Genomic DNA, 23,781 nt, shown 5'->3' on the forward strand with positions numbered 1-23,781 from the left:
CGTAAAATTGCTAAGCTTAATACTTATGTATCGACAATCAACGCTTAAAGTTAAATCAAGCTCGATAGATTATGAATATTTTACAATTATATTATTGACCGGAGGATTTTGCTGAGTATCCTTAGCCCTCTGAAAGGAAAATCAAACTATGCAGTCTAGTATTAGCATCAAGGTTCGCTTCGCTATCATGCGAACTCAGTCAAAATACTGGATAGATAAGGTTGTATGAAAATGAAATGGACTGTCGCTGTTTTCACAATGCTGTATTCATCACTAGCGCTCGCTAGCGATGAGGTTAAAAAGCCAGATGTGATTGACACCCACCAAGAAGTTCAAGTTGTCTATAACGATCCAAGAGACCCTTTAGAAGGGTTTAACCGTGCGATGTGGGATTTCAATTACCTTTTTATGGACCGATATTTCTATCGACCGATCGCACATGGTTACAACGATTATATCCCTAGCCCGGTTAAAACCGGTGTCGATAACTTTGTCCATAACTTTGAAGAACCTAGCGCTATGGTCAATAACACTCTGCAAGGTAAGTGGATGTGGGCAGCGAATGCCGGTGGACGTTTTACCATCAATACTACGCTTGGTTTGTTTGGTGTTATTGATGTTGCCAATATGATGGGAATGCCCCGTAAACAAGATGACTTTAACGAAGTCCTTGGTTACTACGGTGTACCCAATGGCCCCTATTTTATGGCGCCTTTTTTAGGGCCATACGTGACGCGAGAATTGGCATCAGATTGGGTTGATGATCTGTACTTTCCGCTATCAGAGCTTACCTTCTGGCAATCACTTCTAAAATGGGGATTGAAAAATCTGCATAAACGGTCAACAGCAATCGATCAAGAAAGGCTAGTGGATAATGCGTTAGACCCCTACACTTTTGTTAAAGAAGCCTACTTTCAGTATATGGATTACAAAGTGTATGACGGCGATGTCCCCATTGTAGAAGAAGACGATGAGTTATTAGACGAGTACCTTGATGAATTAGACTGATTAGCTGCTATGCTATAAGTAGATTACCCATAGAGCCCATATGCCCTCCAAATCACAAATATAATAAGCAGAGGGCTGCATACAGGAGTCAATATGGCGCTAGAAGGTGTTGATGTTTTACTTGTTGAGGATGACCCCGTTTTTCGTCAAATCGTGGCGGCGTTCTTAGTTAATCGCGGCGCAGAAGTGACTGAGGCCGAAGATGGGCAAAGCGGATTAGATAAGTTTAATCAAGCAAAGTTTGATGTGGTGCTAGCAGATTTGAGCATGCCCATATTGGGTGGGTTAGAGATGCTGCAGCAAATGATGAACCGGGGAGTAAAAGTACCGGCTATTGTCATCTCTGCTAACCATGTAATGGCCGATGTTGTAGAGGCACTGCGATTAGGTGCATCAGATTATTTGGTTAAGCCGGTTGGCGATCTTTACCAGATTGAAAACGCCATCGTTCAATGTTTGAATTTTCAAACTCAGCCTGATGTGCAATTGGCTGAATTAGACGAGCTATCCTATCAAGAGTTAGAGCAGAACTTAGTTTTGTTGGAGCAAAATGCAGAGGCTGCAAAAAGTGTGCAGCAGCAGTTGTTCCCCCCTTCAGAAATAACCTATCCCAAAGCGACTGTCGATTACAGTTTGTTCAAAAATGACAATGTGAGTGCTTATTTTATCGATAGCGCCAGTATTGATGAGCAGCATATTGTGGTTTATATGGCGCAATTTCACCCCCATGACAATCGCTGTGCGTTTGCCAGTGTATTGCTTAAGAGCTTTGTTGACCAAAAGATAAGGCTGTACAGGGAAGGGAGTTCTAGTTCTGTTATTGAGCCGTTTAATATGCTCAGTTACCTTAATGATAAAATGAGCAAATCAGGTTTAGATATTTATGTTGATATTGTCTATATTGTCGTTGAATTGAGCCAGTACCGCGCTTCAATAGCCAAAGCAGGCAAAGGCTTGCGTACCTATGTTCGTAACCAGCAAGGGTTAATGCCGCTCATTTTAGCTGATTCGTTACAGTTAGGCATATTAGAGTGGGGTCAACCGAGTATGCAACATCGCAACTTAATGCCGGGCGAAAGCCTTTGTATCACTTCAAATACACAGCAGCATAAGGCGATGTTGTTAGCCAATCAGTTTAGTGGTTTGGAGTATCAAACCGAGGTTTCACCAGGTGGGTTTGTACAGTTCTCTTTCTGAAGGGAGTTCAACACTGTATCGAATGCTCTGGTAACCGGTAACTAAAGAGCCACTCGGGAGTTTACTTAAGCAATGGATAGAAAAAAGCCTCTCACTATTGGAGAGGCTTTTTTATTTGCAAAACAGGGAACTACTAGCGCTTAATCGCTTCGTGTTCAGCTGTTACTGCAATTTCTTCTTCAAGCTTTTGCTCTTCAGTATGATGACCATCTTCCGCACCGTGCATCCAGTCAACTAGCTTATCAGCCATGAAGTATAAGATAACACCTGAAATACCGGCTGTGATGGCAATACCAGCGAAAATTGACATCGCATTAGCAAGTTGTTCCTCTTTCGCGCCACCGTGACCAATGAATGAGCCAACGATACCACCAATTTTGTTCGCTGCGGCAACAAATAGGAACCAAGCACCCATCATCAGCGATGCAATACGTAGAGGAGCCAGTTTGGTCACCATAGACAGACCGATAGGAGATAAACAAAGCTCACCCATAGTGTGGAAGAAATAAGCACCTACTAACCACCACATGCTTGACTTAGCATTAGCGTCGCCACCCATTTCTAGTACCGCGCCAATCATGAATAGGAAGCCAATACCGAGTAAAACTAGACCCATTGCAAATTTAACTGGAGAATTAGGTTCGTTTTTACCTAAGCGAATCCAAATCGAAGCAACTACAGGTGCAAAGATAACAATGAACATTGCGTTCAATGATTGGAACCAAGTCGTTGGTACTTCCCAGCCGCCAATCATACGGTCGGTGAAGTCATTGGTGAATAGGTTCATCAAGCCACCGGCTTGCTCAAAACCAGCCCAGAAAATGATGGTGAATAGACCCATGATCATAATTACTTTAATTCGATCACGTTCAATTTTAGTCAGTGGCTCTTTGCGCACTTCACCTTTCGCTTCAGCTTTTGCTTTTTCGATTTGAGCTGCTGGGGTACGACCAATGTCACCAAGAAGACGCTGAGCGAACACGAATTGGATGATTAACGACAGCACCATACCGATACCAGCACAGATGAAGCCAGCTTGGAAGTTACCATCAAAGTAAGCCACCACAGAACCTACGATGATACCCGATAAGAATGCACCAACGTTGATACCCATATAGAAGATAGTAAATGCACCATCACGACGATGATCGCCTTCTTCGTATAAGTCACCCACCATAGTAGAGATGTTTGGCTTGAATAGGCCGTTACCTATAATCAATACACCTAGACCGATGTAGAAAACCTCAGTCTCCATGCCTTGAACCCAGGCGTGTGGTGTACCAAGAATAAACTGGCCAGCCGCCATTAACGCACCACCGATGATGATGGCCTTACGTTGACCTAGGTATGCATCAGCTAACCAACCACCAATAAGTGGGGTTAAATAGACCAGACCTGTGAATGTACCATATAAAGAAAGGGCATCGGCTTGGGTCCAACCTAGACCGTGACCACCTTGCGATTGAACAGCGTCAACGAGATAAAGCACCAAAATGGCGCGCATCGCGTAGTAACTGAATCGTTCCCATAATTCTGTTGTAAAAAGAAGGAACAATCCCTTCGGATGTCCGAGCATCGTCCCTTGGGGTTTTGCTGCGCTCATTAAGTCTTCCACCTTAAGCTTGTGATTGTCTGCGTGAGATCACGTCAGAAAATATGTTGTGCGAATATTTTTAAGTTTCAACAACTGGTACAAAAAATCATTATGGTGTTGTTTTTTAAGCAACTTTAGCTTGTTTTTTGTTACGTGATTGTTGATTGATTTTGTTATATTTTAATATTTGGCGTAGAAAACACGCCGAAACCCATCTTATATACCCTTTTAAACGCACAAAAGTCAATTTGCATATGTGGTTTCTAATGGTATCTGCTGTAAATTTGGCCGTAGATAAGTCAAAGAACCTTTCAAAAAATGTATGGTTTTTATTTCAAGGTGACCATTTGGTTCTAAAGTTGTGAGTGCCAACTGAGGAGGTATTTTGAGTATGTTAAAGAGAGGATATTAGCATTCCTGCTAAATGATAGGTAAATCACCATTGAACTAATTCAACTACTGTACTGTCAATCAATATGGAGTATAATCGCAAACAATTTTGTCTTTACTGATTATAAGTTTGGCTGAAAGCTTGTCTTCTGGTTTTACCCATACAGACGGCTTTGTTTACCTAAAATAATAGGTGTAATGGCCTTAGTATAGTGTCTAAATGGAGAACACTAGTGTTTTTACAACTCAGAAAATGTCTCATCCCTTTGGTTTGTATTGCCTCGATCTTTTCATCAAATGTAGTTGCCGTAACGCCGTCACCACAAATGATCGAACAATTCAAAAAACTGCCTAAGTCTGAACAGGAAAGAATGGCTAGGCAGTATGGTATAGATCCATCATCTTTCAGTACGAGTTCTCAATCTCAAAGTATAGACAACCCTGAAGTTGTTGTGCCTTTAGAAGAGCAGCTGGAGCAGAAAAAAGAAGCTGAAGAACGTCAGTTAATCGTGGATGAAGTTTCAAATTATCTTAAAGATAGACAAGATATTACCAAGCAAGAACTAAAGCCGTTTGGTTATGAACTTTTTGAGGGGATGCCTACTACTTTTGCTCCTGTTAGTGATGCACCCGTCCCCAATAACTATTTAATCGGCCCAGGCGATGTTTTTAATGTGCAATTGTTTGGTAAAGATGCAAATCAGTTTGAGCTAGTAGTCGGTCGAGATGGCAACGTACAATTTCCAGATTTGGGACCGATCACTGTTTCAGGCATGAGTTTTACAGAAGCAAAAACTTTTCTTGAAACTGCAGTGAAAGAACAAATTATTGGGGTTAGAACAAATATTAGTTTAGGACAACTGCGCTCAATAAGAGTTTTTGTTGCTGGTGAGGCGTTTAAGCCTGGTGCGTATACGGTTTCAAGTTTATCTAGCATTACTCAGGCATTGTACGTTTCTGGCGGCGTAAGAGAGATTGGATCGTTAAGAAATATTCAGCTTAAACGTAATGGTAAACTAATTACTACATTGGATCTGTACGATTTACTTATGCGCGGAGATTCTAGTGGTGATCAACGTTTAATGTCAGGCGATGTGGTATTTATACCGCCAGTACAATCGACTGTTTCTATAGATGGCGAAGTAAGACGCCCAGCTATTTATGAAATATCAGCGTCTGAGACACTGATGGATGTCATTGATATGGCCGGGGGTATCAGAGCATCAGCTTATGCTGAGATGAGTAGTGTTGAACGTTATAGCCAGGGTGGACTGAAGACAATAGAAAATGTCGATCTGACAAGCCAGAAAGGGAAAACGTTTAAAGTTAGAAAGGGAGATCATGTAAGAGTAAAAACTGCTTCAAAACAATTTAGTGATTCTGTAACGGTATTAGGGGCTGTTGTTCGTCCGGGCATGTATCAAGCACAGGTCGGCAGTCGAATCAGCGATATAATTCCTTCTGTGTGGGGGGGATTGTCTGTAACTGCTGATCTCGGTTATGGGATTGTCATTAGAGAAGTAAATAAGTTTGGTGATATCGAGATTCATCAATTTTCTCCTAAAAAAGCAATTGTTGAAAAAGCAGAAGACGATATAGCCATACAAGCTCGTGACATCATCATGTTTTTCAATCATAGCGATGATATACAAGATAGATTTGCGCTGAATGAGTTATTGAAAAAGAGAATCGAAACGGTTGTTAGCCTAACGGGAGGGGAGACCTCGCGTTCACAAGATTTATTCAAAGCTGGATTTGCAGATTTACAATCTCAGAAACTGAGAAAAAGAAGTGATTTAGGCGGTGTTGTTATTGCGAAGGAGCAAACGCAAGACGATGATAGCATTGCGATTAAAGGTGAGGTCAATCGAATGATGGCTAACCTTTTTGATGACCCTGAGTTAATTAAACTCAGTCCGTTGATGAACCGCGCTGAATTATTGTATCCAGTAATTTTGAAACTCAGCCAACAAAGCCAAGTGGGGTCTGAGGTATCGGTCGTTGCAGTCCGTGGCCAAGTGTTTCACCAAGGAGTGTACCCGCTAGCAGTCAATGCTCATGTTGCTGATTTAATCATAGCTGCAGGTGGTTTAAAAGAAGGGGCATACACAGCCAGAGCCGAGTTAACAAGGACAAGTTTGGAAGAAGAGTCTTCAGTTATTTCTCATAAACACATAGATCTTATTGATGCTTTGCGTGGTGCCAGAAATGAAAATGCCAAATTAAGGGGAAGAGATATCCTAACGGTGATGACAACTCCCGATTGGCAGGAGAATAAGTCAGTTGAAATTCGTGGTGAAGTTCGTTTTCCTGGGGTTTACAACATTCGCCGAGGCGAGACGCTCAATGATGTACTCCAACGGGCGGGAGGGTTCACCGATTATGCCTACCCTCCATCAGCAGTATTTGTGCGGGAATCGATTCGTCAGCAAGAACAGCTTGAAATCAAAAAGCTGGCAGATCAATTGAGAAGAGATATTGCCACTCGTGGTGTTTCTAAAGACGGTGACGTAGTTAACTATTCAGACGCACGTATGATGTTGACCGATCTTGAAACTATCGAGGCGGTTGGGCGATTAGTTGTCGATTTATCTGCGATATCTATGGGTGTTAAAGACGCTGATTTGATGCTTGAAGACTCAGATGTATTGTATGTACCATCAAATCGCCAAACGATCTCTGTAATGGGCGAGGTACAGCACGCTGCGACGCACAGATACAAAGCTGGATTGACATTAGATCAGTACTTGCAAATGTCTGGCGGGGTTAGAGAGCGCGCTGATGACGGTAGAACTTATATCGTAAAGGCCAACGGTGCGGTTGTTTTGCCTACTCGGTCAATGTGGTTTAGTTCTGATACACAATTAGAGCCAGGCGATACGGTAATTGTACCGTTAGATACTGAATACAAAGATAATTTGACTTTGTGGACTCAAGTAACCAGCATTATTTACAACACAGCTGTAGCATTTGCAACAGTGTCGAATATTTAGTAATACATGAACTATCAAAGGGTTATTTAATGGCTAAGCTGACAAAAAAAGCTATACAGCGTGGATTTACGCTTATTGAGTTGTTAATCGTTATTGTGATACTTGGTCTCTTAATGTCTTTAGTAGCACCCACGATGTTTTCTAAAGTAGATTCATCCAAGATTAAAACTGCTGAAGCTCAAATGCAGATGCTACAGACTTCACTTGATACCTACCGTCTTGATATAGGTTCTTACCCTGAATCTTTATCTGAATTGCGTACATCCAATAAAAAAGGGTGGGATGGCCCATATTTGCCGCGAGAAGTGCCTCTTGATCCTTGGGGTAACCCTTATAACTATTCGCGCACAACCAACAACGGTGAACCATTCTCGCTATCGTCATACGGCCGTGATGGACAAGAAGGTGGTGAAGGTGACGATGCGGATATTATTCACCGATGAGCAGATTGCATGAACTTTTGATTGAAGCCAACGTTACTGAAGCTGATATAGAAAAAGCATCTACCTATCAGAAAAAGTATGGCGGCAGGTTAGAGCAGTTGCTTGTGAATATGGGCGCTTTGTCAGAAGATGCTGTAATTGACACTTATGCAAAGCTATTAGGTGTTGATACAGTTTCTGGTGAGCAGCTTGATAATGCGGTGCTAAGCTCGGAAAAGTTGGATTTAAATATCAACTTTTTAAAAGAGAATAAATGGTTTCTTTGCAGTGATACGGATAGCATTGTCTTTATTTGTAATAGCCCGTTTAACATGTCTGTAAGGCAGTATTTGCAAAGAAAAAATCTTCAATACACAATCCTACTAGCCCATGAGGCAGAGAGTCAGTTGTTAGCTAATCGGCTAGATGCTGAAACTAGTCAGGTTATGAGTGATGTCAATGAGCTAAGTGATCTTGAAGAAGATAAATTAAGGGAGCTTGCAAGTGAAGCCCCGGTGGTTAATTTACTCAATTCATTGATTACTCGCGCCGTTAAAGCGGGGGCATCAGATATGCATCTCGAACCTTGGCAAGGTCGCTATCGAGCTCGTTTTCGTATTGATGGGGTTTTACACGAAGTAGAGACCATATCTTCTCGGTTACAACTTCCATTGGTATCTAGATTGAAGATCCTTTCTGGAATGGATATTGCTGAGAAAAGGCGGCCACAAGATGGCAAGATTGAAATGCGTATTGCGAGTACAGACCTTGATATCCGTGTTTCTGCGCTACCACTAAGCGAGTCTGAGAGTGTCGTTCTTCGATTTTTGAAAAAAGACTCGGTTACTTACGATATGTCAGTGTTAGGTTTATCTGAGGATATTCAAGGCTATCTAAAAGAGGATTTGACCAATACCGCTGGCGTGATCCTGCTTACGGGGCCTACAGGTAGTGGTAAAACAACGAGTCTTTATACTTTTTTGAACGAACTCAATAAGCCTGAAGTAAAAATTATTACGCTGGAAGATCCGGTCGAATATCAGTTGGATGGTATTAATCAGGTTCAGGTTAAGCCTGAGATTGGTTTTGACTTTTCCGCGGGTATACGCAGTATTGTACGTCAAGATCCAGACATCATTATGGTGGGGGAAATTCGAGATCAAGAAACGGCTAGAATTGCAATGCAATCTTCCCTAACAGGTCACTTAGTATTCAGTACTGTTCATACGAATGATGCCCCCAGTGCGTACACCCGATTGATGGACCTTGGTGTTGAAGAGTTTTTACTTAATGCGGCAATCGTATCTATTGTCGCGCAGCGGTTAGCTCGTAAGCTTTGTCCTCACTGCGCTAAACCGCACACTGACGCTCTGGCATTAATTGAGAAATATAAGCTTGATCAAATTGCCAGCCAAACTGGTGTAGAAGAAATTAATCTATTTGAAGCCGTTGGCTGTGAGATGTGTGGCGGAAGCGGGTATAAAGGACGTACAGCGGTTATAGAATACCTGCGGTGCGACGATGACCTTAAACAGATTCCTAAAAACCATGATTTTGTTCTCAAGGCGCGCGCGCTCAACAAAAAACATGGGCGTCGCACATTGATGGAAGACGGCTTTTATAAGGCAATTCGAGGTATATCAACCATTGAAGAAGTCATAAGGGTTGCAGGTTAATGCCAACATTTAAGTATACCGCTTATGACTCGCACGGTGCAAAAATCGATGGCATGATCGATGCTGACACGCAAGGTACAGCGACAAAGTTACTAATAGCGCAAAAGCTCAAGCCTGTGTCTATAACTAAAGCTGCCAACAGCGCGAGTTTGCCAGGTTTAGGAAAGAAAAGTGTTGGCCTAGAAGATATTGAGTTTATGACCTCTGAATTAGCTTTGCTACTAAAAAGTGGAGTCAGAATTGATAGGGCTATTGGTATTTTGGCAAAGAACAAAAGTCGTGGTGCTCTGTCACAACTACTTGTCCAAATGCACACCGATGTAAAGCGCGGTGAAGGCATTGCAGTGGTATGCAGCAAGCATCCTAAAGTGTTCGACAATTTATATGTCAGTATGGTCAAACTGGGGGAGGCCAGTGGCACTTTAGATAAGGTTTTCGCCAAACTTTCTGAAGATCTAAGATTCCGAAGAGATTTAAAGCGCAGCTTAATTCAGGCTTTAACCTACCCAACAGTAATCTTCTTTGTGTGCATTACCTGTATCTTATTTGTATTCAATTATATTGTTCCGCAAATGAGTGGCCTGTTTGAAGGGATGAAAGATCTGCCTTTTTATACTCAATTATTGTTGGATATCAGTCGTTGGGTACAGGATTATCAATTGATTGCTGGTGGGGCCATATTCGGTGCGGTGGCTTTGCTTTACTATCAAAGGGAGTCTGATCGAGTTAAATTTGACCAGCTCATATCAAAAGCTCCTTTGGTAAATAGTGTTGTTGTAATGATTGAACGTATTCGATTTAATGCTGCAATGTCTATGATGTTGAATGCTGGTATTAGCGTAGATAAAGCGATTGAACTTGCGACTGAGAGTGTAGGTCATAGCGATATTCGTAGCGGTCTTCAAAGTGCAGGAGCGGCGATTAAAAAAGGCGCAGGCTTAACAGAGTCGCTATCAAAAAGCGTTATTTATCCCGACTTTTTTGTTTCGTTGTTAGAGGTTGGTGAAGAAAGTGGCGAATTATCACCTGTCTTCGATGAAGTCGCTGAGCGTTCTAGAGATGACTTTCAAAGTTGGGCAACTAAATTTACCTCGTTGCTCGAGCCATTGTTGATCCTGGTTATGGGGGGCATTGTTGGCGGTGTGGTTGTTGTTATGTTGCTTAGTATTGTTTCAGTAAACGACATTAGTTTCTAGCATGAAGAACATACGTCTTCTTAAAGGTTTTACACTCATAGAGTTACTTGTAGTGTTGGTTATCATTGGAGTTGTCATGGCGTTAGCCGCGCCTCCATTAGTACGCACAATCGAGTCATCACAATCTCGTAGTGAGGAGTTAAGGTTAGCAAGTCGATTGAAAGTGTTTTCAGCAAAGGCTTTCGTTAATGAATCAAACGTGGTGTTAAATTTTGAAGGTCAATCTATGACAGTAGCTATTGCAAATCAGCAACAGAAATTTAAGTTTGACCACATTAGCTTTCCTAAACAAAGAGTTGTTTACGGACCCATCGGGCTCCCAAACGTGCCTGAGTTAACAGTACGCTCAGGCAAGCATGAGCATACCTTAACACTATACCCATGAATCGAATGACCAAACAAAAAGGTTTTACCCTATTAGAAGTGCTTTTAGCGTCATTTATTCTGTTTCTAGCATTGACAGCGATGACTATGGTGTACCAAGGTGCTTTGACCTCCAGCCGGGTCGCTGATAGGAGTATTGCTGTTCACCAAATAGTGGGCTTTGCTACTGCTGATATAAAAAAACGACTGGCAGATGGCCCAGAATTACCCGATGAAGAAGTCTCCGGTGGTGGTAGAGTTGGCGAAATTTCTTTTAGTTGGAAAGCTAGCAAAGTACTTGATAGCCGGGGGCAAACAATCTTAGGCGCAGATGGCGACTTTGTCCGTCCTGACACTCGGTATCAAATATGGGCAGTCACCTTGACTCTGAAATTACAAGGCTACAGAAAGCCTCTCCAGTATAGGATTTTTCGATGGCAAGAAAAATAGAAGCTGGTTTTTCACTGGTTGAACTGCTAGTCGCGTTAACTATTATGTCGCTTACCATGCTTGTAGGTAGCTACGCTTTTTCAACGTTTAGCAATAAATGGGGCCAAGATATGGGACGCTTTGCCTCGACATTTTCTCAAGCTAAGCAAACTACATTATTACCAAGAGTGATAAGAGGGATATATCCGTACGTAGTTGAAAACGATACTGGCAATGCACGCATTTATTTTGAAGGTAACAGTGATGGTTTCGTTGGCGTTGTGCAAAATAGCATGTTTGATTCACAGACCCCGGCTGTGATTCGACTTTCTGTCGTTCAAGAACAGGATTTTACCTATTCTCTAATTTACGAAGAGTGGCAAATGTATGATGCTATTTTTACTAAGTTAACCGAAGATTTCGATTTTACCCATAGATTTAATGTGATGAGTAACTACTCAGATATACAATTTGAGTATTATGGTTGGTATTCTGCAGATGTTCGAGGTCGAGTGGCTTCTGCTCCTATAGGTCAACCCGAAAGAGGTTGGTATCGTAATTATAATAGTTTAGCGAAAAATTTGTTACCCGAAAGACTACGAATTACTCTGACGCGAGGTGAAGAGAAGCTGCGATGGGAATTCAATGTTGTAGACCAACATCCAAGATGGCTTTTGTGGAACGATGGACAAAATGATGAAGTATAAGCAAAGTGGAATCGCGCTATTGCAGGCATTGCTTATTACACTGGTCATAATCGTGATGGCGATCGGTTTTTCATATAATGCTAGAGACCAAGTAGAGATTGCGGCGGATTTTGTCGCCCGTACGGAAGCGGATTTAAAGCTCGATTCAGCTAAATCTGACATCATGTATTGGTTGTCGGTAAAAGAAGTTCACAAAATTCGACCAAGTGGAGTGCCTAAAGGCTGGAATTTATATGGTAAGCCCTTTACTCTAGAAAAAGGTATTACAGTATCCATACAGGATATTGCGGGCTTATACCCGATAAATTTGCTCGGAGAAGCGTCAGATAGACGCTGGTTAACTGCGATAGGTATTCCTGATAGTCAAGCTACGACCATAGCTGCTGGACTAGCTAGCATAAAGAATCAGTCGTCTAGCAGAGTGGGGTGGGCTAGCAACGATAGCGTAAAAAGGAATATGCAATTCTTAGAGCATGAATTTAGAGTTGCAGGTGTCCCGGAGCAATTTATTGGCAGAATGAGTGATACCGCTACCATTTACCCGACGACATACTTGAACCCCTTGAATATGCCGGATAATTTATTACCGCTTTTGTATCCGAGGGATGCAGTGACAGCGGTTGTTGATGCACGCAATCAAGGTCAACTTACGCAATCAATGTTAAGGCAATTAACAGGCATATCGAATTATGACCGTTTTTTTATGAACATTCAGATGCATCCTGTCGGTTTATATCGAGTGGAAGTGCAGTCTGAAGTCAACGATATTAAAGTTAATCGTTTGCTTGAGCTTATGTTGTTACCAAGAACTAAACCTTATATTTATGTTTTGCAAGAGCGCAATGTATAAAAGCTCAATAACAAAAGGATAAGGAAGAGTCTTCTTCCTTGACGCAATCTTTTACGGAAAATAAATTGAATTTACAAATAGTGAATAAAGCACTTAATCGAGTTGCTTATATTACAAATCACACAAAGTCACTTGTATATGGGGCGGATAAAAACGTCTCATTTAGCGAAGAGTCAAGTGTTCGACATTGGATCGTGGTTTTAGGTCGCCAACACTATAGCGAAGTCCAAAGCTCGTATCCAATAGCAGATCCGGTAGATGCGATAAAAGCAGCTAAGTTTGAAGTAGATGAAACGGACCAAATTCACTTTTACAATGCATACCAGCTTGATGAGCAGTCTTGCTCTGTCACCATTTGGTCAGTTAATAAAGAGACGGTAGAGCAACTTTGTCCAAAAGCTTTTTATATTGTTCCTGAGTCCTATTTGTTAGCTGAAAAAAACTCATTAGCCGTTGTTGATCTAGAGGGGCAACCTAATGTGTATATTGCGAAGGGAGCAAAGGGGCCTGTCTCATATATCGAAGACAGCTTTATTGATACCGCAGAATCATTTTGTCAATTAGCCGAAATAGCGCTACCCGAAAATATTGTCAGTATTGACGGGCGTTCTATTGCAAAAAGCTTGTTTCATGGAATGAAACGAAATCTGTCAAAATCACTAATTCAATTTTTCTATTTTGGGAGTGGAAACCAGCAGAGCTTGAATGTTCCTTATAAAGCTATCGGATTGACATTTGTCGCTGTTGTAGCACTCTGCAACGCGATGTTTAGTAGCTTTTTAATGTATCAAGAAAAAAGTGTCACAACTGAATTCGAAGAGAAACGCACTCAAGTCGAACAAGTATTGGACTCACAGAATGAATTAGCCCAGCAGATAGAACTAAATAGATTGCTGTCATCTCAAATAAGCATTGATGATACACCTTGGCGCGCAATTGAAGTTGTTGGCAGTGCAGTTAATGCAGGTATGCAAATCACTAACCTTTCCTATCAAAATGGGGAGTATCGTTTGGCTGGAGTAGCCGAGAAGGCAACGACAATACTGAGCTTACTCTCGTCTCATGAGGCGGTACAAGCTGCAAGTTTTGCGGGGCCGGTGAGAGAATCTCGAACTGGTGAACGCTTTAGTATTAACTTTAAGACTAAGGCCTTTTGATGAAAGAGTTATTGAATAAGAAAAACCTGCTTATCGTTGTGGCAGTGTTAGTTGTTATCAAATTTGGTTTGACTCCAGTTTGGGAGTGGCAAGACACTAAAGTGAACCAAATAAAGCAATTGAAAAGCCGCCTAGATAGGGCAGAAGCACTTTCAGAGCAAGGGTCCGAATTTGAGAGCGTACTTGAACAGGCAAAATCTATCAATAAAAGCCGCCTTGATGCTATCCATGTGAGCCAAGATATTTCCGCTTTAAAGTTAGCGAAGATGGAAGAGTTAGACAGGCTCCTAGCAAGTTTTGATGTGCGAATAACCAGTTCTTCATGGTTAGCAGACTCAGGCTCAGATTTAACGGTGCTCAACCTCAAGCTAAGTGTCCGCGGTTCTACTAAAAATTTATTCAAATCGGTACTTTCTATCCGGCAAATGCCTCAAGCTACAGTAATTAATGACCTATCTTTTCGGGTTGTACGAATGCAAGGAGATACCCTTGGAGACGCGGGAGGTAGCATGGTGGTGAGTTTCTATGTTTTAGGCCCTGAATTGGCTGCCAAATATGGAGTGGAGGTTGCAAATGCTGATGAATAATCGCTGGATACAAATGACGGCGGCTATTTCACTACTGCTATGTTCTTTGGACTTTGTTAATCGATATGAAGTAGGTGGGGAAGACCGGCAAGGGCGTACATTAGACACCGTTGAAAGCGAACAGGTATTTTCGCCTTTTGCTGATGAGCGAGTAAATAAGATACTGGCGCAATTTGAAAAGTTCGATGTTCCCATTGAAGAGAAAGTGGCTAATAAGCCCGCTACAAAACCCAAACCTAATCCAAGATTAAGTAAAGAGTTTCAGAATAAACAAAAAGGTAACTTATCCAAGTTATTTATTGGAGATTATTCGTACAGACCCTTGGGCGTGTTCGACGCAGATGCAAAATTTGCACTGTTGGAGCAACGACACTTAAAGAATAGAAAAACTAAGCGTATAAAAGTCATTGAAGGTCAAAAGATTTCAGACTACCAAGTGACAAGTATCGAATTGAACTCGATTAATATAGCTGCAGGGAAAAGGAAGATTACCCTGCGGCTATTTGATATTAAACAGAAAGCGAATAATAAATGAAACAGCCAATGTTAGTGATTAAACCCAACCGCAAAGCTCTTTCACTGTGTATCGTCGCTGCGTTAAGCGGCTGTGCCTCGACTGATGAACCGGTCGAAGGATCACTAGATGATCCAAGGTTTCGTGTACCTGACTCATATCTCGAAGGATCAGGCACGGATAAAAAACAGAGTGATGCAGCTGAGAACCCTAATAATGAATTTCAACAAGATAGAAAACTTGTAGAGCCGCTGAAATCATTACCAAGTAATCAGGTTAGCTTCGCCGGAAGTGAAAAGCTGGCAGAGGCTTTTCCTTCTGACGAAATGGTTAAAGTTGCAGCTGAAGAAATGCAACTACAGGATTTTGTTCACTATACCTTTGGCCAGTTGTTGGGGGCTAATTATGTTATCGATGAAAGTATAAAGTCTGACGGAGCTCCGGTTACGTTAAATATTGCAGAGCCTGTTTCGAAACGCCGTTTGTTTGAGCTTGTTAATACTTTGCTTGAGCAACGCGAAGCCAATATCGTATTTGAAAATGACATTTACTTTTTGCAAAAGTTGCCTGCGGGATCTGCTAAAAAGGTAACCACGGGTATAGGTCGCACCCCTGAATCTGTTCCTTATACAAAGGGTGAAGTACTTCAGGTTGTCCCGTTATTATACGGAGTAAAAATTTCAATAGAGCGAACCTTAAATCAAATTATTGATGCGCGTATTACAGCAGATTATGAACAAAGCACTATTTTTGTTCGCGGTACAAGAACCGAAGTTATCCGCGCTTTAGAACTGGTTAACTTATTAGATGCACCTGCCAATCGGGGCAAAAATATAGGTCTGATTAATTTAACTTTTATTGATATTGGCGACTTTATTAGCGACATCACTGCGCTGTTGGAAAACGAAGGGGTGCCAATTTCAGCTGTTAAACCTGACAATAAGAATGCCGTGTTAGTACCGATCACCCAAATAGGCGCAGTGGCCGCATTCACATCTGATGAGATAATTCTTAATCGTATTCGCTATTGGGCACAAATCTTAGATAAACCTAAAGCAGGTACGGGTCTTAGGTACTACACCTATCAACCACAGTATGCGCGCGCATCTGATATAGGAGAAAGTCTCTCTTCTTTGCTTGGTGCCAAGGCAAGTACAGACACTGCCGCTGCACAAAAAAGAGATTCTAGTGCCTCTGCGAGTACAAGTAATATCAGAAAAGTGACAGATAGTACGGGTAGAGCGCCGACTGCAAGTAAATCCAAAGTGGGTGCTAGCAGCGACAGTATGAGCTTTGTCGTGGATGAACGTTCAAATCAACTCATTTTCTATACCACAGGCACTGAGTACCAAAATATCTTACCGCTAATTGACCAACTCGATATCTTACCTAAGCAAGTCATGCTGGATATAGTGATTGCAGAAGTCAAATTAGAAGGTACTTTCCAGTACGGTGTTGAATGGGCATTGAGCCAAGGCGATGTATCGCTAGGTGGTAAGTTGGGAACAGGTGGAGAAGGCTTTAAGTTTAGCTTAGAAGGTGTCGATGGCAGTTTGAACGTTGACTTTTTTAAGAAAAACCAGTTTGTAAATGTTTTATCTAACCCATCTTTATTAGTGAGGGATGGGGTGTCAGCGAGTATTGTTGTTGGTGATGATATTTCGATTATTGGTGAAACCACTGATGATCCCACTGGCGGCAATGGTAATAAAACGACAGCCTCCGCTTACCGTAAAACCGGTATCGATGTTTCTGTCACTCCTACGGTTAATGCGCAAGGTGTGGTGATTATGGAGATCACTCAATCGATATCTAATGCCACCGAATCCAGCGGTAGTGGCGGTAACCCAAACATTTCGGAAAGACGGTTACAAACAGAAGTGGTAGCTGATAGTGGCTCGACGATTATTTTAGGGGGACTAATCAGCGAGAATATCGATCAACAAAGCGACGAAACGCCTTGGGTCGCTGATATTCCATTATTGGGGAATCTTTTCAAGGGGCAAAAAGAGTTAAGTAGCCGGGTTGAGCTAGTGATGTTGGTCACTCCCCGAGTCGTTGACCGTTCTGACAAGTGGGGAGAGATTAAAAATAGTTTCGCTCAAGGGTTCCAGAACCTTTACATACCTGGATCTCAGCAGGCTGAAGACTCAAAGCCCACAACAGTGGCTATTGAAGAGTAATTCATTGCGTAAGTTTGGCGTCAAATGTAGCTAGATAGACGGGTAATATGTCAAAGTTTTGTCTTAATTGGGTGCAAAAATCTTGCTTGGTTAGGCAAATAATGAACGAAGTTGATAAATATCATTTTTTTGCGATTTTTGGTTTGCATTGTATTTAGCAAATTACTACTATCCGCATGGGTGATGATTTTATCATACTGACTTTGAAACAATTGGCCTTAAGGCCGATAACGGTTGTTAATTACTAGCTGGCAATGGTCAAAAAGTAATAAAAATTTTAACAGTTGTGCGTAAATATTAAGCATTTTCGGTTAAAGTTGAAAAAATACGAGATTAGAGCTAGTCAAGTGTTGATATGATGTACACGGTATTTTAGAGTTCATCGTGGGTGCGGAAAGAGTTCGCATCTTACTCTTTTTAGGATAAAAAAAGTATATGCGGAACAACAGCAAGCTAAGCTTGTATTTCGTTCCCAATTTCATGAAATTGGAGATAAGAATGTCTTTTAAAAAAACTACGCTGGCACTTGCGCTAGCTTCCGTATGTAGTGCAGCTATTGCTACACCTACTGTAACTGTTCCAAACAGCACTTTCTCTAAGCAAGGTCTAGAGCAAAAAGCTGGTACCGTTGAAGGCGCTACAGTTGAAATTAAGCACGGTGCTGCCCTTCAGGTTGGTGACCGCATGCTAGTAGAAATCAGTGGTAACACTACTGTAACTTGGCCAATCACTGTTGATATGTTATCTGGCGACGATACTTCAGTAACCGATCCAGCAACTGATGCTTCTGCTACTGGTGTTTGGGGTCTGTTAGATAGCGATGGCGCTACTGCTACCTATCGTCTAACTAACCTTGAAACAGCTGGTGACGTATTGAACACTGTTAACTCTGTAACTAAGTTTGCTGGTTACGACGTTGACGTTGTGGATATCTTAGCGTCAGGTGTTAACTTCTCAGTAGATTTTAAACTTGCTGATGGAACTAACGTTGATGGTGATAAGGTGACTAAACCAGTTGCATCTTCTCAAGATCAGTTTGGCGGGTCCACAATTGCAGGCGTTGATAAAGCTAATGAAGTTGTTGATATCGAAGCTGAGCGTAAGACTTTTGTTGGCGGCTCTACTCAAGATGTAGTTACCATTACCGCAGCTGCAGAACTTACTCCAGCCGGTGGTTGGGGTAAGCAGAACCAGCTTCCAACTACGGAAGAAGAAGTTGCTACTGTTAAAAATCAGGTTTTCACGCTTAAAGGTGATTTCACTAGCACAACAGTTACTGCAAATGGTGTAACTATTACTCCTGTTGACGGTAAAGCTGTTTATACTTACGTGACCGGTTCAGACGCTGGTAGCGCAATTGGTGACCTAACTACTACTGCACAGTTTGTTATTACTCCTACAGGTGCGGCGGCGCTAAAAGCTCCACAAAGCTTCACAGCTGATGTCGTATATGAGTACTACAACACAGTTATCGCTGGTTCAGCGTTAACGGGTGGTATTGCATCTAGTGACACTCCACTTGGAATGTTTGATGCTGGTACTAATTTAGATGCAGGTGAGTGGACGCTTAACGGTTCAATCGTTCACGTTCCTTATATGCCTTACGGCCCAGGAATCAGCCAAATCGTTTATGTTGACAACAAAGGCACCCAAGATGGTTCTATCTTTGTTGATTGGTATGATGAAGATGGCATGAGCGGTACTTGTGACCTAACTACTGACTACGGTGTTGCTGCTACAGCTGGTACTGTTACTAAGTTCACAGCTGAACTTAAGTCTTGTATCCTAGGTGACGCTACATCTGAAGCGAAGAACAAAGTTGCATTTACTGTAACTGTTAACTCGCCAGAAGACGACATCACAGTATACTCTGCTTACAATGTTAACGGTTCAGACCGTGGCATGGTAAACAACAGCCAATACAAAGGCGTTAAGTAATTAACCCCTAACTATTGATGTAATAAAAGGCGACTTAGGTCGCCTTTTTTATTGGTTTAAGTAAATGTTAAGGTTTAAATGTGATAGTAAATAAAACGAGCTTTGTTATATCATTGTTGCTAATAGGGCTGTGTTTTATCTGTTATTACCCCGCAATTTACGCACCATTCTATATCGATGACTTTGGTTCACTTGTTGGAAACTCAAAGTTAAACGCGATCAATATACCGGATCTTTGGTCTAGCTACGGCATGCGCTTCATTGGCTATCTATCTTTTGCGTTAAGCTCAGTCTATTTCGGAGAACAGCCGCAAGATTTTAGATGGTTGAATATCTTGATTCATGCCGCAGTTGCCATCAGTGTGTTTATATTGATCAGATTACTACTCATTAGTGTTTGGGTTAAGGGCAAGGATAAGGATAAGGAGCTCTTGATTGGGCCAATCGAACATAAAAAGGTTGTTCTTGTCGCCGCCATATTGGCATGTGTTTATGCGGTGCATCCACTGAACACGCAGGCTGTGACCTATGTAGTTCAAAGGCTAGCCTCCTTAGTCACGCTTTTCTATCTTCTAGCTTGTGTTAGTTATCTCTATGCCCGTATAACGACGGATAAAGTTAAACGCTGCCTCTCTGCCGCTTTTTGTTTCGCAACTTTTGCATTAGCTATTTTAACAAAGCAGAATGCGGTCACTTTGCCGTTGATGTTACTATTATTTGAAGTGACGTTATTTGCTTCTAGGCGATTTAAACGGAATTTGTTGTTTGCTGGTATGGTTTGTTTACTGCTAAGTTTTATGGCAACACTGCTCCCAGCCTTTGAGCATTCGCTTGCCTTGATTGACAGCGCTAGCCGAGAAACTACGTTAATTAGTCGAGTTGATTATTTTGCTACTCAGATGGCAATAATCCTTGACTATATGAATAAATTTTTCTGGCCAACAGGCCTACAGTTAAATTACCCCAATATTACTAAGATTGGTTTCACCGAAACGGTAACATGGCTGGCAGCAATGGCACACATAACTATTGTGGCGGTCAGTATAGTTGCTTATAAACGTTTCCCTTTAATTACAATTGGTGTTTTCTTTTACTATATAGCTCACCTAGTAGAGTCAAGCATCATTCCAATCACCGATATCGGTTTTGAGCATCGTGCTTACCTTCCCAATGTAGGCTTGATAATTTGTTGGGCCGGCGTGCTTATCGAGCTCTCAAATAAACTCGGCAATAAACTAATCGTTGCTGTTGGTGCGCTGGTCGTATGTTGCCTAGGTTATTTAACATACGATAGAAATACACTATGGTCTGATAAAAAAGCATTTTCTCAGAATGAAGTCATAGTCGCACCTCAATCGATTCGCGCGCATACTATGCTAGCCGCGGTTTATGTTAATGAACAAAAGCCCCTTGATGCCATGCGTGAATATCAAGTTGCTATAGATTTAAGCGTTGAACAGGGTAAGGTTAGTTATGGTTTGTTACGTGACTATATACGTGTTCTATATTCACTAGGGCAATATGAAAGTGCAGGTACGCTTACAACATTGGTTATGAAGTACACCAGTGCTCACAGGCGTAAAGACAGGAGTGAAGTGTTAGCCTTAATTGCGGTGAGTCATATGCAGGCTAGCCGATTTGGCTTTGCTAAAGGATTACTACGCCAGTCGCTGAAACTTGATCCAGCCAATGGATTTGCAGTTTATCAATTAGGTAGTTTGCTTTGGCGTCTAGGTGAACGTGAAGAGGCGCTGAAGTTAGTTGAAGGCTTTAATCCTAAAAGCGATGAAGATCAAGCTGTTGCTCAGTTACATCAGCAAATGTTGCAGATAATTTCGACAGAACAGCTAGATATGCAACAATAGCCAATGATAAATTGAGTTTTTTTGACTTGTTATGCGCATTTAAGGCAATAAGCTTGATATAATCGATTATTATGTTTAATTCCAAGCATAGAAGATGTGTTGGTCGTCAGGTAGATTAGTGAACAATGAAACAAGCTATTGTAATTCCAGCATTTAATGAAGTAAAGACGATAGCTAGCGTATTAAAGTCACTAGAACAGTTATCAGAATTTGACGTAGTAGTTGTTGACGATGGCAGCGTTGATGGTACCGGCGCAGAAGTTAAGCGTTTTCCAGGAGTTGTATTACTGACTTTATCGAGTAATTTGGGCGCTTGGAAGGCGATGCAAACAGGTATTCGATTTTGTTATACCCATGGTTATGACAGGGTAGTAACCTTCGATGCCGATGGTCAACACATACCTGCTACCATCCCTAAGTTAATAAAACACAAGCTTCTTACTGGGTCAGATGTAGTCATCGGTTCTTGTACCCAAAGAGGTAGCTTGGCTAGGCATATTGCATGGCGATTTTTTCGTTTGCTCTCCGGCATTAAAGTGTTCGATATCACTTCGGGGTTGCGAATATATAACAAGGACGCTATCTCAGTTTTGAGTAGTAAGCAGGCTACCTTATTGGAGTATCAAGACGTTGGTGTACTCTTGATGCTAAAAAGTTATGGCTTGACGTTTACAGAATTAAAAGTTGCTATGAAGCCTCGGCAGGATGGCATATCAAGAATCTTTCATTCTTGGTGGGCCGTCGCTTTCTATATGGCACATACCACATTACTCTGTCTCAGCAAAATCCGAAAAAATCATCGCTTGGCTGATGTGAGTTCCCATCATAATTTAGAAAAAACTAACAATGCATAATTATCAAATTTTTTCCGCTATCATAGCCGTCATATTCTTTATAACTGCTTTTGTTTTGGTTAGGAGAGATACCATACTTCCGGGTTCCGCTTTGCGCTGGACATTACTATCCATACTTATTCTTATATTAGGCGTGTTTCCTCAACTATCCGATATTGCAGCTAAATTTTTAGGTATAAGCTATCCACCAATACTGCCAGTATTATTTGCCTGTATGATCTTACTTTTTAAAGCACCGCTTAATGATATACAGCGAACTAAAGATCGGATCAAGCTTGAAAGGCTAGTTCAACGGGTGGCTATGTTAGAGCAAAAGATCAATCAAAATACTGATAATAACGATGGTCTAAAAAAAGGGAGCGTAAAAGGTTAATATGACTTTTTTTCAGTACTTCCCACTTATCCACCTTATGGCAAGAATGAAACTTAAGTCTAAAGCGAACGCCCTAGTACTGAGTTATGTGTGGTGGATTTTGGAGCCACTACTTTTTGTATTGATGTTTTATTTCGTCTTTAAGTTTTTGTTACATAGAGGACGGGAAGATTTTCTTATTTTTCTTATTATCGGAAAAATACCTTTTCTCTGGTTTTCAAAGAGTGTCACTTCAGCTGCTAATGCGCTAATTGAAAACAGGGGGCTAATTAACCAAAGGGCAATACCTAAATTCGTTTTTCCGTTAGTGAATATTAACGAAGCAGCATACCAGCAAGTAGTAACTTTCAGTGTGCTCATGCTTTACGTTATTTTTAGCGGCTATAACGACTTTGGTTTGTGGTGGCAAATGATACCGCTGATATTGCTTCAGTACTTGTTGATATGTGGTCTAGGTAGCTGTTTTACATTGTTTGTTACCTATCTTCCCGATTTTAGATTGATTGTGCAGATGTTTATGATGGGGATGATGTTTTGTTCGGGCATATTTTGGAGCATTGGCGATATTGCTGATCCACATTTGCAAAAAATGATTTTGTTATTTAACCCTATGGCGGTCATTATCGATGGCTATCGTCAGGTCTTAATGCATGGACAAGTACTAAACTTTTTAGCCTTCTTACCAGCTTTAGCTATATCCCTTGGTCTTAATTTTATCGGTTTTGGAGCGCTGAAAAAGTTTGATGGCCTGTTGACTAGAAGGGTGTTTATGTAATGTCTGATGTTATCTTGTCAGCTGAGTCGGTTACTCTTGAATATCAAAGTCGTACAGGCTTTCTTAAGCAGTTTACGCATAAAGCGATAGATGATGTTAGCTTTCAGATCGGTCGAGGAGAGGTGTTCGGTATTCTGGGTCGAAATGGTTCAGGCAAATCGTCATTATTGAAGTTGTTAGCTGGAACATTAACACCTGATAGTGGACAAGTAGTTTGTGAACCGTCTGTTACTCGTTCGCTATTAGCACTCGGCCTTGGATTTAATAACAATCTTAGTGGTCGTGATAATGCGCTGATTAGCTGTATGCTCAATGGTTATACGCAAAAAGAAGCAATCCCATTGGTTCAGCAAATAGGTGAATTTTCAGAGTTAGGACAGTTTTTTGACCAACCCGTAAAAACTTACTCTTCAGGGATGAGGAGTCGGTTAGGTTTTGCATCCGCTGTATTGGCTAAAGTTGATATTCTATTAATTGACGAAACCTTAAGTGTTGGAGACAACGCTTTCAAACAGAAAGCTGAAAATGCTCTACTTAAGAAAATTTCAGGCGACCAAACCGTTATTTTTGTGTCACATAGTATTCAACAGATCAACAAGTTATGTAGTCGTTGCTTATGGTTAGAAAAAGGCAAAACTATCACCGTAGGTCCAACGAAAGAAGTTATGGCTAAGTACTTAGATACCGAACAGGAACAAGTGAAGATTTAA

21 protein-coding genes are annotated in these 23,781 nt (G+C 41.4%); 20 read left to right on the forward strand and 1 reads right to left on the reverse strand.

The window, feature by feature from the left end; all coding sequences use genetic code 11:
- The first annotated feature begins 225 nt into the window (after positions 1-225).
- Together L865_RS0102195 and L865_RS0102200 are read left to right on the forward strand one after the other, a co-directional pair.
- Positions 226-1,008: an MlaA family lipoprotein gene (locus L865_RS0102195; RefSeq protein WP_028771731.1), complete on the forward strand. Its 783-nt coding sequence runs from the start codon at positions 226-228 to the stop codon at positions 1,006-1,008.
- Between the two features lie 93 nt (positions 1,009-1,101).
- On the forward strand, positions 1,102-2,205 hold the full coding sequence (locus L865_RS0102200) for a response regulator (protein WP_028771732.1): 1,104 nt from the start codon (positions 1,102-1,104) through the stop codon (positions 2,203-2,205).
- Positions 2,206-2,338: 133 nt separating this feature from the next.
- Here the strand turns inward: L865_RS0102200 and L865_RS0102205 are convergent, their stop codons facing one another.
- The gene (locus L865_RS0102205) at positions 2,339-3,808 is read right to left on the reverse strand and encodes a peptide MFS transporter (protein ID WP_028771733.1); all 1,470 of its coding nucleotides are present in this window, start codon (positions 3,806-3,808) and stop codon (positions 2,339-2,341) included.
- A 614-nt stretch (positions 3,809-4,422) separates the two neighbouring features.
- On the opposite strand from L865_RS0102205, the gene L865_RS0102210 reads away from it, so the two are divergent.
- The 18 genes from L865_RS0102210 to L865_RS0102295 all read left to right on the forward strand — a co-directional run bounded on the left by L865_RS0102210 (position 4,423) and on the right by L865_RS0102295 (position 23,781).
- On the forward strand, positions 4,423-7,182 hold the full coding sequence (locus L865_RS0102210) for an SLBB domain-containing protein (protein WP_028771734.1): 2,760 nt from the start codon (positions 4,423-4,425) through the stop codon (positions 7,180-7,182).
- A 29-nt stretch (positions 7,183-7,211) separates the two neighbouring features.
- The gene (gene gspG / locus L865_RS0102215) at positions 7,212-7,625 is read left to right on the forward strand and encodes a type II secretion system major pseudopilin GspG (protein WP_028771735.1); all 414 of its coding nucleotides are present in this window, start codon (positions 7,212-7,214) and stop codon (positions 7,623-7,625) included.
- Complete coding sequence (locus tag L865_RS0102220) at positions 7,622-9,280, forward strand: GspE/PulE family protein (protein ID WP_028771736.1); 1,659 nt, start codon at positions 7,622-7,624, stop codon at positions 9,278-9,280. The genes gspG and L865_RS0102220 overlap by 4 nt, the downstream gene beginning before the upstream one ends.
- Positions 9,280-10,476, forward strand: a complete 1,197-nt coding sequence (locus L865_RS0102225; protein WP_028771737.1) for a type II secretion system F family protein — start codon at positions 9,280-9,282, stop codon at positions 10,474-10,476. The genes L865_RS0102220 and L865_RS0102225 overlap by 1 nt, the downstream gene beginning before the upstream one ends.
- A gap of 1 nt (position 10,477) precedes the next feature.
- Positions 10,478-10,861: a prepilin-type N-terminal cleavage/methylation domain-containing protein gene (locus L865_RS26115; RefSeq protein WP_084632448.1), complete on the forward strand. Its 384-nt coding sequence runs from the start codon at positions 10,478-10,480 to the stop codon at positions 10,859-10,861.
- Between the two features lie 5 nt (positions 10,862-10,866).
- The gene (locus L865_RS0102235) at positions 10,867-11,289 is read left to right on the forward strand and encodes a type IV pilus modification PilV family protein (protein WP_169732683.1); all 423 of its coding nucleotides are present in this window, start codon (positions 10,867-10,869) and stop codon (positions 11,287-11,289) included.
- Positions 11,274-11,975, forward strand: a complete 702-nt coding sequence (locus L865_RS0102240) for a prepilin-type N-terminal cleavage/methylation domain-containing protein (RefSeq protein WP_028771740.1) — start codon at positions 11,274-11,276, stop codon at positions 11,973-11,975. The genes L865_RS0102235 and L865_RS0102240 overlap by 16 nt, the downstream gene beginning before the upstream one ends.
- Positions 11,965-12,825: a hypothetical protein gene (locus L865_RS0102245; RefSeq protein WP_028771741.1), complete on the forward strand. Its 861-nt coding sequence runs from the start codon at positions 11,965-11,967 to the stop codon at positions 12,823-12,825. The genes L865_RS0102240 and L865_RS0102245 overlap by 11 nt, the downstream gene beginning before the upstream one ends.
- Positions 12,826-12,890: 65 nt before the next feature.
- The gene (locus L865_RS0102250) at positions 12,891-13,982 is read left to right on the forward strand and encodes a PilN domain-containing protein (protein WP_157577399.1); all 1,092 of its coding nucleotides are present in this window, start codon (positions 12,891-12,893) and stop codon (positions 13,980-13,982) included.
- Entirely contained in the window at positions 13,982-14,569 is a 588-nt protein-coding gene (locus L865_RS0102255; RefSeq protein ID WP_028771743.1) for a hypothetical protein, read from the forward strand. The genes L865_RS0102250 and L865_RS0102255 overlap by 1 nt, the downstream gene beginning before the upstream one ends.
- On the forward strand, positions 14,556-15,104 hold the full coding sequence (locus L865_RS0102260; RefSeq protein ID WP_028771744.1) for a hypothetical protein: 549 nt from the start codon (positions 14,556-14,558) through the stop codon (positions 15,102-15,104). Before L865_RS0102255 ends, L865_RS0102260 begins: the two co-directional genes overlap by 14 nt.
- Positions 15,101-17,266, forward strand: coding sequence for a secretin N-terminal domain-containing protein (locus tag L865_RS22900; RefSeq protein WP_051484395.1), 2,166 nt, complete (start codon positions 15,101-15,103; stop codon positions 17,264-17,266). Before L865_RS0102260 ends, L865_RS22900 begins: the two co-directional genes overlap by 4 nt.
- 498 nt (positions 17,267-17,764) lie before the next feature.
- Positions 17,765-19,204 carry a hypothetical protein gene (locus L865_RS0102270; RefSeq protein ID WP_028771745.1) on the forward strand — a complete coding sequence of 480 codons (1,440 nt, stop codon included), beginning with the start codon at positions 17,765-17,767 and terminating at the stop codon, positions 19,202-19,204.
- 80 nt (positions 19,205-19,284) lie between these two features.
- The gene (locus L865_RS0102275; RefSeq protein WP_028771746.1) at positions 19,285-21,069 is read left to right on the forward strand and encodes a tetratricopeptide repeat protein; all 1,785 of its coding nucleotides are present in this window, start codon (positions 19,285-19,287) and stop codon (positions 21,067-21,069) included.
- Positions 21,070-21,194: 125 nt separating this feature from the next.
- Positions 21,195-21,923, forward strand: a complete 729-nt coding sequence (locus L865_RS0102280) for a glycosyltransferase family 2 protein (protein ID WP_028771747.1) — start codon at positions 21,195-21,197, stop codon at positions 21,921-21,923.
- Positions 21,916-22,296 carry a DUF2304 domain-containing protein gene (locus L865_RS0102285; RefSeq protein WP_028771748.1) on the forward strand — a complete coding sequence of 127 codons (381 nt, stop codon included), beginning with the start codon at positions 21,916-21,918 and terminating at the stop codon, positions 22,294-22,296. The genes L865_RS0102280 and L865_RS0102285 overlap by 8 nt, the downstream gene beginning before the upstream one ends.
- A 1-nt stretch (position 22,297) precedes the next feature.
- Positions 22,298-23,071 carry an ABC transporter permease gene (locus L865_RS22905; RefSeq protein ID WP_051484396.1) on the forward strand — a complete coding sequence of 258 codons (774 nt, stop codon included), beginning with the start codon at positions 22,298-22,300 and terminating at the stop codon, positions 23,069-23,071.
- Positions 23,071-23,781: an ABC transporter ATP-binding protein gene (locus L865_RS0102295; RefSeq protein ID WP_028771749.1), complete on the forward strand. Its 711-nt coding sequence runs from the start codon at positions 23,071-23,073 to the stop codon at positions 23,779-23,781. Before L865_RS22905 ends, L865_RS0102295 begins: the two co-directional genes overlap by 1 nt.

Source organism: Shewanella waksmanii ATCC BAA-643, from assembly GCF_000518805.1.
Taxonomy (GTDB): domain Bacteria; phylum Pseudomonadota; class Gammaproteobacteria; order Enterobacterales; family Shewanellaceae; genus Shewanella; species Shewanella waksmanii.

Excerpts from the sequence above, each read along its gene's own strand:
- L865_RS0102220 (WP_028771736.1), top strand. The coding sequence starts at position 7,622 with ATGAGCAGATTGCATGAACTTTTGATTGAAGCCAACGTTACTGAAGCT.
- L865_RS0102295 (WP_028771749.1), top strand. The coding sequence starts at position 23,071 with ATGTCTGATGTTATCTTGTCAGCTGAGTCGGTTACTCTTGAATATCAA.
- L865_RS0102260 (WP_028771744.1), top strand. The coding sequence starts at position 14,556 with ATGCTGATGAATAATCGCTGGATACAAATGACGGCGGCTATTTCACTA.
- L865_RS26115 (WP_084632448.1), top strand. The coding sequence starts at position 10,478 with ATGAAGAACATACGTCTTCTTAAAGGTTTTACACTCATAGAGTTACTT.
- L865_RS0102200 (WP_028771732.1), top strand. The coding sequence starts at position 1,102 with ATGGCGCTAGAAGGTGTTGATGTTTTACTTGTTGAGGATGACCCCGTT.
- L865_RS0102205 (WP_028771733.1), bottom strand. The coding sequence starts at position 3,808 with ATGAGCGCAGCAAAACCCCAAGGGACGATGCTCGGACATCCGAAGGGA.
- L865_RS22905 (WP_051484396.1), top strand. The coding sequence starts at position 22,298 with ATGACTTTTTTTCAGTACTTCCCACTTATCCACCTTATGGCAAGAATG.
- L865_RS0102255 (WP_028771743.1), top strand. The coding sequence starts at position 13,982 with ATGAAAGAGTTATTGAATAAGAAAAACCTGCTTATCGTTGTGGCAGTG.
- L865_RS0102245 (WP_028771741.1), top strand. The coding sequence starts at position 11,965 with ATGAAGTATAAGCAAAGTGGAATCGCGCTATTGCAGGCATTGCTTATT.
- L865_RS0102240 (WP_028771740.1), top strand. The coding sequence starts at position 11,274 with ATGGCAAGAAAAATAGAAGCTGGTTTTTCACTGGTTGAACTGCTAGTC.
- L865_RS0102225 (WP_028771737.1), top strand. The coding sequence starts at position 9,280 with ATGCCAACATTTAAGTATACCGCTTATGACTCGCACGGTGCAAAAATC.
- L865_RS22900 (WP_051484395.1), top strand. The coding sequence starts at position 15,101 with ATGAAACAGCCAATGTTAGTGATTAAACCCAACCGCAAAGCTCTTTCA.
- L865_RS0102235 (WP_169732683.1), top strand. The coding sequence starts at position 10,867 with ATGACCAAACAAAAAGGTTTTACCCTATTAGAAGTGCTTTTAGCGTCA.
- gspG (WP_028771735.1), top strand. The coding sequence starts at position 7,212 with ATGGCTAAGCTGACAAAAAAAGCTATACAGCGTGGATTTACGCTTATT.
- L865_RS0102195 (WP_028771731.1), top strand. The coding sequence starts at position 226 with ATGAAAATGAAATGGACTGTCGCTGTTTTCACAATGCTGTATTCATCA.
- L865_RS0102280 (WP_028771747.1), top strand. The coding sequence starts at position 21,195 with ATGAAACAAGCTATTGTAATTCCAGCATTTAATGAAGTAAAGACGATA.
- L865_RS0102270 (WP_028771745.1), top strand. The coding sequence starts at position 17,765 with ATGTCTTTTAAAAAAACTACGCTGGCACTTGCGCTAGCTTCCGTATGT.
- L865_RS0102285 (WP_028771748.1), top strand. The coding sequence starts at position 21,916 with ATGCATAATTATCAAATTTTTTCCGCTATCATAGCCGTCATATTCTTT.